Genomic DNA, 12,511 nt, shown 5'->3' on the forward strand with positions numbered 1-12,511 from the left:
TCTTCGGGGTAACGCTGACGACTCATGGCACCTCCTATTTGGGCCTCATTATGAGGCTTGGAGGTGTCTACGAAACCAGGGGCGATTCACTATTCCATGTGGAGCGATTCATGAAAAAGCTAGTCAAATCAGTATTTTAGGCTTTAATGGCCAAAAATTTTTTCCACTCATTTCATTGAACGATCAGGCCAGCTCAGGGCATTGGGTGTGCCGAAGCGCCCGGAATACAAGAGCTTGAGGCCGCCAGGGGGCGACTTTCCACTCAAAACGCGATTGGTGCACCACGGCAGACACCGGAAGCCCGACCTAGAGGCCTCGAGTGCAAAAAGGGGATGTAATGCAGGCGAGAGCTGCATGAGAATGCAACACTCCTGAAGCGTCCTGTCTTTAACATAATATACATTATGCGTAGATTCGTATTGAGCGTCATGCCCAGAGGGAGGCCAGATTTCAGCCTCCATCAAAGCCCGGTCCTCCAATCCAGCTCACTGGAACGTCAATTCCTTCGGCACCCCATACCGACCGCCGTGATACTCCAGGTTGAACGTCTTCGTCGTTGAACTGCGCTCGATTTCCTCACAGTCATCATCACCTTTAACAACGCTCTGACTTCCGGTCGAGATCTCGGTAACCCGCAACCTGCTGAAACCATCCTTGCCAGGTTTGCTAATCGCCAGTGTCCGCTTTGTCTCGTCGAATTCACCAGCGCAGACACCGTCCCATTCGCCATTGCTCTTGCTTACAACCAACTGCTCCATGATCTGACGCAACTGCGAACCGTCGTTCACAAAGAGACTCAGGGTTTCGCTGCCGAACGGATTGACCCGTGACGAGCCTGTATAACTGATGCGCACGCCAAATGCCCGCAGCCCAGGCGCAACCTGATAACGCGCCGTGTCCAGCATCAGGCCTGAAAACTGCACCGCGTCGGAGACGATCGCAGCCTCCTGGTAGCTGTGGGCTATGACCTTGCCGCTGGCGGCATCGGCCACCAGCACATCCAGGCCGTAATCGCCTTGCCCGTGTTCATCGACATTCACCATCAACGGCAAGGCTGCCAGCACCTGACTGGCGTCTGCCGGATTGACCTTGCAGACCGCAAATTCGCTGGCGAGCTCCAAGGTCGGATGCAGGTCCTGGGCCCAGGTTTGCAGGTGCTGCGTGCAGTCGCCCCAGGCGATCATTGGGGCAAGCAACAGCGGTAACACGGTGAATCGATGCATGGAGGTGTCTCATTCCTTTGATGTTTTTGCCAGGCTAAGTGAGTTGGGCGAGAACTTCACACGCTTGATAGATTCCTGCAACTCGCCCTGCGCCCTGCCCAGCCTTTTGATAACTATAAAATATAACTCAACTAAATATTCATTTAGTTGAGTTATATGCATAAGTCCAGGAGATTCTGAAACCATGACATGAGCCTACTGCCTACCCGCCTCCACAGACCTGTTCCGGCCGCCGAAATACCTCCAACCATCTATGCTCACCTGACCTACCCCACGGAGCCTGTTCGAAAATGGACATTCGCCAGAAAACCATCGGGTTCGGTCTGGTCAGCATCCTCGCCGCGCTGTTGCTCGGCGGTAGCGGCCTGCTCGCCGAGCATGACCAGAACCAGGCACTCAAGCGCAGCGAGGCCAGCATGGCCGCCCTACGCAATCACATGGAAGGCGACATGATGCACGACGCGCTGCGCGCCGACGTGCTGGCCGCCCTGCTGGTCAAGCCGGGCGACACGGACACCGCCAACCAGGTGCTGGCCGACCTCGACGAGCACGCCAAATGGTTCCGCAGTGTCGTGCAGAGCAACCTCGAACTGCCTCTGGATAGCGATCTGCACCAGGCTATCAGCGAGCTGGGCCCCCTCCTCGACCACTATATCGCCAGTGCCACCTCAATCATCCAGCTGGCATTGCAGTCACCCGAGCAGGCCCAGGCACAATTGCCGGCCTTCGTCGCGGCGTTCAAGGAGCTGGAGCAGCGCAACAGCACCCTCAGTGATCTGATCGCCGGCAACGCCGACAAGAGCCGCGAGCAGAGCACCGCCACTCTGCACCAGGGCGTCGCCGTGCTGGTCGGCGGGATGGTCCTGGCCGCCGTGGTGCTGGCGCTGTGCACTTTCCTGCTGTTGCGCTCGATCCTGCGCCCCTTGAGCCAGACCATGGCGGTGGCCGAACGCATCGCCCAAGGCGACCTCACCACCCAGATCCAGGTCCATGACCGCGACGAGACCGGGCACCTGCTGCGCTCGTTGGCCGACATGCGCGACAGCCTGGGCAACATGATCAAGGCCATCCATGAAGAGAACTTGCTGCTGCGTGAAGTGGCCGATGAACTGGGCCAGGCTTCCAGCAGCCTCGTACAACGCACCAGCCAGCAGTCCGACAGCGCCGTGAGCATGGCCTCGGCCACCGAGCAGATGATCGCCAACCTGGCGCGGATCGCCGACCACGCCCGCGATGCGCAGGCTATCTCCGGGCAGTCCGAGCGCCTGGCCAGCGACGGCGGCGAGGTCATCCTCAACGTGGTCGGCGGCATGCAGGGGATCGACGAAGCGGTCAACCGCTCCTCTGAAACCATCACCGTGCTGGGGCAAAGCTCGGAAGAAATCCACTCGATCATCCAGGTGATCAACACCATCGCCGAGCAGACCAACCTGCTGGCTTTGAACGCGGCCATCGAAGCCGCCCGTGCCGGCGAGGCCGGGCGCGGCTTTGCCGTGGTCGCCGACGAAGTACGCGGCTTGGCCGGGCGCACGGCGCAGTCGACCCGAGAGATCACCGGCATGATCGAACGCATCCGACAAAGCACGGGCAACGCCGTCGACAGCATGCAGACTGGCGTCACCCGGGTCCGCGCCGGCGTGGAGCTGGCCACCCAGGCCGGGGCGTCGATCCAGCAGATTCGTGAAGGCGCCCGCCGCGCCGCGTCGGTGGTCGAAGAAATCTCGCAGACCATCGGTGAGCAGACCCGGGCCAGCCAGGATGTCGCGCAACAGGTCGAGCTGATCGCCCGCATGTCCAGGGACAGCACCGACACCACGCGGCAGCTGGCGTCGGCGGCGCAGCGCCTGGGCGAAATCGCCCAGGGCATGCAGGCGAGCGTGTCGCGGTTTCGCGTGTGACTGGGCAGGCGCTTGCCGGCGCCCTGCCCTCGCCCGGTGCTACTGGCTCAGCGCCTTGGCCACTGCGTTGACGAACACCGCCTGCTCGTCATACAGCGAGCCGGGGCTCTCGGCGTTCTTCCAGGTCGACCACTGCACCACCACCAGGTGCTCCGCCGGGTTGATGGCGATGCTCTGGCCGAAGATGCCCAGCGCCCAAAAGGTCTTGTCGCTGTTGGCGGTGCGCTTGGGCTCGGCATCGCTGTCCGGGGCCGGGGCGTTGTACCACCACTGGTAGCCGTACTGGCCGTTGGGCGCTGCGGCCGTCACCGATCCCTTGGCTTGGGTCCAGTGGGTCGAACGTGCTACCCAGTCGTCCGGGAGCAGCTTTTCGCCATCCGGCAGCTGGCCGCCGCTCTGCACAAACTGGCCGAAGCGCCCCCAGTCGCGCAGCGTGGCATTGAAACCGTGGCCGCCCATGTCCACCTTGCCCGGCACCAGGGCGTGCCAGACGCCGGCCTGTTGCATGCCGTAGCGGCTCCACACCCGAGTTTGCAGATACTCGGCGATGGTCATGCCGGTGGCATTCTCCAACACCCGACCGACCAGCCAGGCGCCACCGGTGTTGTACGACCAGACCTCACCCGGCTTGACCCCGGGCTTGCGCTTGACCGACCTCACCAGTTCGAGCACGCAGTGATAGGGATCAGCAGTGGCCTCGCACTGGGTCATGTGCGAAAAGTCCGAATCCTTGGAAGCGTAGTTCTCGTCCCAGATTACGCCCGAGGTGTGTTGCAACAGCTGGTGCAAGGTCACGTCCTGCCATTCGGAACCTTCCAGCTCCGGGACATAGCGGCTGATCCTGTCATCCAGCGACTGGATCTTGCCCTCCTTGACGGCGATGCCGACCAGCACGCTGACCACCGACTTGGCCACCGAGCGGGACGTCCACAAGGTCTGTGGCGTGTTGCCCTTGCCGTAGTATTCGTAGGCGATCTTGCCGTCCTTGAGCACCAGCAGGCCGGTCACGCTCTGGTTGGCCAGGTACTGCGCCAGGTTGTGCGTCTTGCCGCCCAACTGATACTGCACGTCGGTCAGCGCGTGGCTGGCCTGCGGCAAGGGAAATGGCGTGGCGCCGTTCGGGGCGAAGACATCGCCACCGTAGAGGCGGTAAGTGTTGCGAAAGCCCACGACCCGGGTGGCCTGGTCCCAGGTGAGCATATCCCTGGCAGCCGGCAGCACCTTGTCGAACGGCTGCGGACAGGGTTCAAGCCCTGGCACGCCGCAGGCCCCCTTGTTGTCGGCCGCCTGCGCCACACCCGCCAGGGCGGCGAGCGCCAGGGCCAGGATGGAAAGACCGTTGAACGACTTCTTTATTGTTGTTGGCCGCATCGGAGGGCTCCTCGTAAAGCGCGGAAATACGCTGCCCCGAGTGTCGGCAACTTGAACGGGCGGGAAAAGCACAATAAATTTGCCTTCACTATTAAAAAAACTAACAGCCAGGAGCGTGTCCATGGCCGAAGACCGCCTGCCCCCGCTCAACGCCGTGCGTGCTTTCGAGGCCGCCGCCCGCCTGGGTAGCTATGTCGCCGCCTCCCAGGCGTTGCACGTGACCCAGCCGGCGATCGGTCGGCATGTAAAGAACCTCGAGGCCTGGCTGGGCGTGCGCCTGCTTGAGCGCTCCCCCCGCGGCGTGAGCCTCACCCTGCCCGGCGCCCATTACTACAAGGCCGCAGCCGAAGCACTGCAGATCCTCGCTGATGCCGGTGCGCGCCTGGCACAACGGGGAGACGAGCGCTGGCTACGGATCCTCTGCGTGCCGGCGTTCGCCTCGCGCTGGCTGACACCGCGCATCGACGCCCTGCGCAGCCTGCGCCCGGACCTGAGGATCGCCATCGAGCCTAATGCCACCTTTACCAGCGTGGATGCGCGCCAGGCGGACCTGGGCATCGCCTTCGGTCTGCCGGGTGAGCTGAGCGGGGTACGCGAGGTGTTGATCCGCCCGAAGGTGTTCGCCGTCTGCGCGCCGAGCTACCTCGCGCAGTTGCCTGCGAGGCTAAGCGCTGCGGACTTGCCCGGATGCAGGCTGATCCATGTCGATGACGGCACCTGGTGGAACAGCTGGTTCGCCGCCAATGGCCTGAGGGTGCGGGTCAAGGCCGACACTTCGCATATCAGCAACGATATCGTGCTGAACCTGGCCCAACGCGGTCACGGCGTTGCCCTGGCCACCGAGGTACTGGTGGGGCGTGAGCTGCGCGAAGGCAGCCTGGTGCGCTGCGTGGAACAAGCCGTGGCGCTGGAAAGCTACCAGTTGCTGACGCCAGCGCAGCCGCCGAGTGCCGATGCGTTGTGGTTCATGGGTTGGTTGGGTGACAGCCTGCGTGAGGCATATCCGGACGCGGTGTGAATCTGGCACCGGCTGGCCGGTGATCAGGGGGCAAGTCGTATTGGTGCACCATCCCTCCCACGCAGCCAGCGCTGGTCTGGCTAGAAGTCCACCGAGGTAGAGAACAACACCGACCGCGGCGTGCCCAGCCCACCGGACAGGCCACTGCCATCGCCGCCATTCCACGAACCGATCCAGTAGGCCTTGTTGGCCACGTTCTGCACGGTGGCGCGGAAGGTCACCGGCTTGTCCGAGATCGTCAGGCTGTAGCGGGCGCCCAGGTCGAAGATCGTGTAGGACGGCAGCGACAGGTTGTTGGCATCGGTGGCGTAGCGCCGGCCGGCATAGTTGGCGTTGCCGATCAGGGTCAAGCCCGGAAGCTCACGCAGGTCGTACTCGACGCCGAGCTTGGCCAGCACCTTGGGCACGCCCGTGGCCTGGTTGCCTTCGTTCTCCTTGCGTATCGATTTCGTCAGCTCGGCCTTGGTGTAGGACGCTCCGCCCAGCAGGCGCAGCCCCGGCTCGAGCTCGCCGAAGAACGACCATTCCAGGCCACGGTTGCGCTGCTCGCCGTACACGCCGTAGACCTGCGTGACCGGGTCGGTATAGGCGCTTGGTTTCTTCACCTGATAGACACTGACCGTGTGCGCGAAGGTGCCCAGGTCGAGCTTGGCGCCCAGTTCGTACTGCTTGGTCTGGTACGGCGCCATGATCGCACCCGCGTTTCGCGCGTTGTCCGGCGCGATACCGCCCTGGCTCAGGCCTTCGATGTAGTTGCCGTACAACGACAGCTCGTCGGTGACCTTGACCAGCAGGGCCGTGGCCGGCGATACCCGGCTTTCATCGTAGGGCTTGGAGGTGCGCTGGTGGTTGCCGTTGTAGTTCGACGCGCGCACGTTCTGGTGGCGTGCACCGACGGTCCACTGCACCTTGTCATCGAGGAACGACAGGGTGTCGAGCAAGGCTTCGCTGCTCAGCCGGGCACGCATGCGCGAGGTGACGTTGCCGTACTCGCCGATCTCCGGGCGCGGGCCGTAGTCCAGGTTGTAGTAGTTGGTGCGGATGGTCGACGACAGGCGCTTGTCCTTGAAGCTGTTCTCGGAGTCGTAGCGGGTGGCCGCCAGCGACCAGGCGTGATCCACGGGCCCGGTGGCGAAACGCCCGCGCAGGCCGACTTCGCCGGATTTCTGCTCGCCATCGCGGGCCGAGCGGATCGGCGTGGCGGAGATGTCGCCGGCATCATTGAGCAGCATGCCGCTGGTCATCAGCGCGTTGTAGCCGCCTTCCCTGTGGCCCCAGCCGGCGAATGCGGTGAGCGAATCGTTGAGGTCGTACTCACCGCGCAGCACCACGGTGTCGGTGTCGTTGACGGTATAGCCCCACTCCGGGGCCAGCGAATGATCGCCCTTCTTGGCCTTGGGCAGGTGGGTCACCCCGGGGCTGATTGAGGAGATGCCAAAATAGTTGACCCCGTCCATGCGCTCGCGCTGGTGGTAGTAGTCCAGCGACGCCCTCGCCCGCTCGCCGCGCCAGTCCAGGGCCAGCGACGACAGCTGCATGCGGTGCTGCTGGTCGTCCACGGGGGTGTCGCCGTCGCGGTAGACGCCGTTGAAGCGCACGCCGAACTGCTTCTGGTCGCCGAAGCGGCGGCCGATATCGGCATGCATGCCGGCCAGGCCATCGGACTCGTACGAGGCGGTCAGCCGGGCCAGGGGCTCGTCGCCGGCACGCTTGGGCACGATGTTGATGCTGCCGCCGACGCTGCCGTCAGGCGGCATGCCGTTGAGCAGCGCCGACGGGCCCTTGAGCACTTCGATGCGCTCGGCGAGCTCGGTGGAGCCGCGCATGTTCGGCGCCATGCTCGGCAGGCCGTTGAAGGTGATGTCGTTGCCGGTGCTGTAGAGGCCTCGGATGAAGAAGGTCTCGAAGATGCCGCGCTTGCTCGGCACGTACACCGACGGATCGGTGGCGCCGATCACCGAGCCGATGTCCTGGGCCTGGCGGTTCTCGATGTATTCCTTGGTGTAGCTGATGGCGTTGAACGGCGTTTCGCTGAAGTCCTTGTTGCCCATCAGCCCGAGCCGGCTGCCCGAACCGACCTGGCCACCGGCATATTCCGGTGGTGGGGCGCCCAGCGAATCACGGGTGTCCTGTACCAACGTTTCCGGCAGGGTCAGGCCCTCCTCCTTCACATCGGGGGTCTGTTGCTGCGCCGAGGTGGTGGAACGTGGCGGTTGCGCGAAGGCGTTGCCGGCGATGGCGGCCATGCCCAGCAGTACGGCCATGAACAAGGCCCTGCGGGGCAGGTTCGGGGCCTGGGGATGTTGCAGTGGAAGCATGAGGGATTCCTTTCGGGACGAAATGGTAATGTTTCTCATTAGTCATTCCGTACGAGTCGGCGAATCCCTCAACAGAAATTACAGTCATTTGGCCACTATCGGCTGAGCAACCCATTTCGTGTAGGAGATCGGCCAGCCCTTTGGGGCTTCGCTGTCTTGCAGGGAACTGCTGTCTCTGTGGGAGCGGCCTTGCGTCGCGAAAGGGCTGCGCAGCAGCCCCAGCAATTTTGATGGTGTTTCGGAATCTGGGGCCGCTGCGCGCCCCTTTCGCGACGCAAGGCCGCTCCCACAGGAATTACGTATGACCTGAATGCAGGATTAGCCCTGATACCCCTTCACCACCTCGTCCGCCACCCGCTCCAGGCAGGTCACGCTGGCGGTGCACAGGTACCAGGTCTGTGGATCGACGAACACCACATGGCCGTTCTTCCACGCCTTGGTCTGGCGCAGCAGCGGGTTGTCCAAGGTCTCGCGGTCCAGCGCGGCCCGGCGCTCCATCACTGCGGTGCGGTCGATCACGTAGAGGATGTCAGGGTCGGCCTGGTGAATGAACTCGTTGGAAATCGGCTGCCCGTGCAGGCCTGCCTGCATGTCGTCACTGGCCGGCTTGACCCCGAGGGTGTCGAAGATGAAGCCGTAGCGCGAGCGCACGCCATAGGCGGTGAACGCGCCGTTGTTGTGCAGCACCACCAGCGCCTTCTCCGGGCGCCCGTCGGTCACCTGGCGCACCTGGGCCACCTTGGCGTCGATGCGCGCGGCGGTTTCCCGGGCCCGGTCTTCCTTGCCGAGGATCCGTCCGACGGTCAGCAGGTGCTGCTTGGCGGTGTCGATGACGTTGCCCTGGCGGTTGTCCATGTCGATGTCGTAGTGCACCGTCGGCGCGATCTGGCTCAGTTCCTGGTAGCTCTGCGCCTGCAGCGGCGAGATCAGGATCAGGTCGGGCTTGAGTGCATGCAGGCGCTCGAGGTTGGGCTGGATGGTGGTGCCGACATCGGCCACCTTGGGGTCGTCGCGGTACTTGGCCAGGAAGCCCGCCACATAGTCCTTGGCGATGCCGATCACCGGCGCGCCGAGCTGATCGAGGGTGTCCAGCTCGCTCATGTCGAAGGCCACCACGCGCTGCGGCTGGTGTTCGACCACCGTGGTGCCCAGGGCGTGCTCGACCTTCACCGGGGCGTAGTCGGCGCTGGCAGCGCGCGCCTGGGCCGGCGGGGCCTGGTCGCAGCCCGGCAGCGTGGCCGCCACGGCGGCGGCCAGCAGTATCTTGCAGATTCCGTTCATACCAGCTCTCTCGATAGTGATGGGTTGAAGTAGTTGCAGACGAAACCGTGCGCGCTGGGCAGGATCTCGAAGGCCAGGCCGAACAGCGCGCGCAGGTTGGCCTGGGTGACCACCTCGGCGACCGGCCCGTGGCTGTGCACGGCGCCGCCCTTCATGGCGACGATGTGGTCGGAGTAGTTGGCGGCGAAGTTGATGTCGTGCACCACCAGGATCACCGTGCGCCCCTGCTCGTCGCTGAGCCTGCGGATCGCCTGCATGATCTGCACCGCGTGCTTCATGTCGAGGTTGTTCAGCGGCTCGTCGAGCAGCAGCAGCTCGGTGCGCTGGGCGATGGTCATGGCCAGGAAGGCCATTTGCCGCTGGCCGCCGCTGAGTTCGTCGAGGTAAGCCCCGCGCAGAGGCTGCAGCCCCAGGAAATCCAGCGACTCGTCGATCACCTGCTGGTCGTCGGCCGTCAGCAGGCCACGGCTGTAGGGGAAGCGGCCGAAGGCGACCAGTTCCTCGACGGTCAGGCGCAGGTTGAAGTCCAGCACCTGGCGCAGGGTGGCCACGCGGCGGGCGTAGTCGGCGATGGCTATGCGGTCGATGTCCTGGCCGTCGAGCAGGATCCGCCCGCGATTGGCCGGCAACAGCCGGGCGATGCACATCAGCAGCGTGCTCTTGCCGGCGCCGTTGGGGCCGATCAGCGAAGTGACCTGGCCGGCGGGAAACGCCAGGCTCACGTCATCGAGCACGGTCTTCTCGCCGTAGGCCTTATGCAGGTGTTCGAGGGTGATCATGGGGTGCCTCGGGTTCGGACCATCAACGCGAGGAAGTACGCGCCGCACACCAGGTTGACGAGGATGCTCACGCTGGTCCGGTAGTTGAACAAGTGCTCGACCAGCAGCTGGGCGAGCAGGAACATGCCGATGGCCACGGCGCAGGCCAGTGGCAGGGTGACCTGGTGCCGGGCGCTGCGCGCCAGGGCGTAGGCGATGTTGGCGACGAACACACCCATGAACGCGGTCGGCCCCACCAGGCTGGTGGACACCGCCACCAGCACGGCGATCAGCGCCATCTGCAGGCGCAGGCAGCGGCCATGGTCCAGGCCCAGGGCGATGGCCTGGTCGCGCCCCAGCGCCAGCACGTCGAGGACCCGCGTGCCGCGCGCCATCAGCAGCGCCACCGCCGCCACCAGCAAGCCCGAGTACAGCACCTGGGTCGGCTGGGCGCGGTTGAAGCTGGTGTAGCCCAGGCTCTGCAGGATGGAGAACTCCCCCGGGCTGGTCTTGAGCTGGATGAACTGGGTGAAGGTGCCCAGCACCATGGTCAGCACCAGGCCCAGCAGCAACAGGCGGTAGACATCGCCGCGCCCCTCGCGCAGCAGCCAGCGCTGCAGCAGCCACGAGTAGCCGAGCATCAGCGCGATCGACAGCAGCGCGTTGCCCTGGGCGCCCAGCAGCGCCACGCTGGCGGTGCCCAGCCACAGCACCAGCAGGGCCTGGAACAGCAGGTAGATGCCTTCGTAGCCCATGATCGCCGGGGTCAGCACGCGATTGCCGGCCAGGGTCTGGAAGATCACCGAGGACAAGGCGATGCACACCCCGGCGACAACGATCGCGCCCAGGCGCACCAGGCGCTTGGGGATCACGTAGCTGAAGTCCAGGCCCGAACCCAGCAACAGGAACGCCAGCGCCAGGGCCGGCAGCAACAACCAGGCGGCGCGGCGCATCATTTGCACTTCCACAGGATCAGCAACAGGAACAGCACGCCGCCGACACTGCCGGCGGTCAGGCCAATGGGTACCTCGTAGGGATGGATCAGCAGCCGGCCGAGGATGTCGCAGGCCAGCAGCAGCGCCGCGCCGCACATGGCAACGATGGGCAGGGTGCGCTTGAGGTGCTCGCCGTAGCGCAGCGCCACCAGGTTCGGCACCACCAGGCCGACGAAGGGGATCGCGCCCACGGTGATCACCGTGGCCGACACGGTCACCGCCACCAGCACCAGGCCGAGGATGGCGGTGGCCGCGTAGTTGAGCCCGAGGCTGGTGGCCATGCCCTCGCCCATGCCGAGCACGGTGAAACGCTGGGCGTACAGGTAGGTGAGCACGACGATCGGCAGGATCAGGTAGATGATCTCGTAGTTGCCCTCGATCACCCGCGAGAAGTCCCCCAGCAGCCAGCCCTGCATGCTCTGCAGGATGTTGTGGCGGTAGGCGTAGAATTCGGCAATAGCGCTGAGCAGGCTGCCGTACATCAGGCCGATCACCGGCACCAGCACCAGGTTGGTGAAGCGGATGCGGCGGATGATCGCCACATACACCAGGCTTGCCAGCAGGCAGAACACCAGGGCGAACAGCATGCGTCCGCTGGCCCCGGCTCCGGGCAGCACGGTCAGGGCCACCAGGATGCCCAGCTTGGCCGCGTCGAGTCCGCCGCAGGTGGCCGGCTCGACGAAGCGGTTGCGCACGATCTGCTGCAGGATCACCCCGCAGATCGACAGGCCGACCCCGGTCAGCACCAGCGCCGCCAGGCGTGGCAGGCGGCTGGCGGTGAGGGTCAGCCAGGCATCGTCACTGGCCGACCACAAGGCCGACCAGGACATCTGGCTGGCCCCGACCATCAGTGAAACGCCACACAGCAGCAACAACAGCGTTGGCAGCAGCACCCGACTCAAGCGGTCACTCCATCGCCTGCCGCCTCGCCGATGCGCCAGCCCTTGGCGGCCCGACGCTGCTCGAGGAAGTGCGCGTACAGCCCACCCTTGGCGGCCAACTGGGCATGGGCGCCCTGCTCGCGGATGCGCCCTTGGTCCAGCACCACGATCTGGTCGGCCATGGCCACCGTCGACAGCTGGTGGACAATGACGATCAGCGTGCGCTTGCCGCGCAGCCGTGCCAGTGCCTCGGCGATGGCCGCCTGGTTCTCGGCGTCCAGCGCCGCGGTGGCCTCGTCGATCAGCAGGATCGGCGCGTCCTTGATCAACGCACGGGCGATCGAGATACGCTGGCGTTCACCGCCGGACAGCCGTGCACCGCCCTCGCCCACCGGCGTGTGCAAACCTTCGGGCAGGCGTTCGAGGATCTCCTGCACCCCGGCCAGCCGCGCCGCCTCGAGCACCTCGGCCTCGCTGGCGTCAGGTTTGCCGAGGCGGATGTTGTCGGCGATGCTGCCCTGGAACAGGTAGGCGTCCTGGAAGATCTGGCTGATCTGCCCGGCAAGTTGCTCGGCGGACATCTGCCGCACATCCACCCCGCCAACCTTGACCCGGCCCTGGGTGACATCGAAGAAGCGGGCGATAAGGCGTACCAGGGTGGTCTTGCCCGACCCCGACGCGCCGACCAGCGCGGTCATGCTGCCGGGCGCGATATCCAGGCTGACCTCGCGCAGCACTTCGGGTTGATCATCGCCGTAGCGGAAACCG

10 protein-coding genes are annotated in these 12,511 nt (G+C 64.8%); 2 read left to right on the forward strand and 8 right to left on the reverse strand.

All coding sequences use genetic code 11. From position 1 onward, the window contains the following. Positions 1-485 precede the first annotated feature (485 nt). Positions 486-1,223, reverse strand: a complete 738-nt coding sequence (locus CC207_RS22670; protein ID WP_088852794.1) for a hypothetical protein — start codon at positions 1,221-1,223, stop codon at positions 486-488. Positions 1,224-1,513: 290 nt separating this feature from the next. On the opposite strand from CC207_RS22670, the gene CC207_RS22675 reads away from it, so the two are divergent. Then, the gene (locus CC207_RS22675; protein WP_028688857.1) at positions 1,514-3,121 is read left to right on the forward strand and encodes a methyl-accepting chemotaxis protein; all 1,608 of its coding nucleotides are present in this window, start codon (positions 1,514-1,516) and stop codon (positions 3,119-3,121) included. Between the two features lie 39 nt (positions 3,122-3,160). On the opposite strand, the gene CC207_RS22680 is transcribed toward CC207_RS22675, so the two are convergent. After that, positions 3,161-4,492: a serine hydrolase gene (locus CC207_RS22680; RefSeq protein ID WP_088852795.1), complete on the reverse strand. Its 1,332-nt coding sequence runs from the start codon at positions 4,490-4,492 to the stop codon at positions 3,161-3,163. A 121-nt stretch (positions 4,493-4,613) separates the two neighbouring features. Here CC207_RS22680 and CC207_RS22685 point away from each other — a divergent pair, with 121 nt between their 5' ends. Then, on the forward strand, positions 4,614-5,510 hold the full coding sequence (locus CC207_RS22685) for a LysR substrate-binding domain-containing protein (protein ID WP_062362353.1): 897 nt from the start codon (positions 4,614-4,616) through the stop codon (positions 5,508-5,510). An 80-nt stretch (positions 5,511-5,590) separates the two neighbouring features. On the opposite strand, the gene CC207_RS22690 is transcribed toward CC207_RS22685, so the two are convergent. The 6 genes from CC207_RS22690 to CC207_RS27970 form a co-directional block, all read right to left on the reverse strand. Further along, the gene (locus tag CC207_RS22690) at positions 5,591-7,828 is read right to left on the reverse strand and encodes a TonB-dependent siderophore receptor (protein WP_256582261.1); all 2,238 of its coding nucleotides are present in this window, start codon (positions 7,826-7,828) and stop codon (positions 5,591-5,593) included. Positions 7,829-8,146: 318 nt separating this feature from the next. Further along, positions 8,147-9,109 carry a siderophore ABC transporter substrate-binding protein gene (locus CC207_RS22695; RefSeq protein ID WP_088852796.1) on the reverse strand — a complete coding sequence of 321 codons (963 nt, stop codon included), beginning with the start codon at positions 9,107-9,109 and terminating at the stop codon, positions 8,147-8,149. Next, positions 9,106-9,888, reverse strand: coding sequence for an ABC transporter ATP-binding protein (locus CC207_RS22700; RefSeq protein WP_069017576.1), 783 nt, complete (start codon positions 9,886-9,888; stop codon positions 9,106-9,108). The genes CC207_RS22695 and CC207_RS22700 overlap by 4 nt, the downstream gene beginning before the upstream one ends. Then, complete coding sequence (locus tag CC207_RS22705) at positions 9,885-10,820, reverse strand: iron chelate uptake ABC transporter family permease subunit (RefSeq protein ID WP_088852849.1); 936 nt, start codon at positions 10,818-10,820, stop codon at positions 9,885-9,887. Before CC207_RS22705 ends, CC207_RS22700 begins: the two co-directional genes overlap by 4 nt. Further along, the gene (locus tag CC207_RS22710) at positions 10,820-11,764 is read right to left on the reverse strand and encodes an ABC transporter permease (RefSeq protein WP_088852797.1); all 945 of its coding nucleotides are present in this window, start codon (positions 11,762-11,764) and stop codon (positions 10,820-10,822) included. Before CC207_RS22710 ends, CC207_RS22705 begins: the two co-directional genes overlap by 1 nt. Further along, a partial coding sequence (locus CC207_RS27970; protein WP_256582264.1) for an ABC transporter ATP-binding protein occupies positions 11,761-12,511 on the reverse strand: 751 nt, incomplete at its 5' end. The genes CC207_RS22710 and CC207_RS27970, both read right to left, overlap by 4 nt.

Source organism: Pseudomonas sp. DrBHI1, assembly GCF_002205115.1.
In the GTDB taxonomy this organism is placed as follows: Bacteria; Pseudomonadota; Gammaproteobacteria; order Pseudomonadales; family Pseudomonadaceae; genus Aquipseudomonas; species Aquipseudomonas mosselii.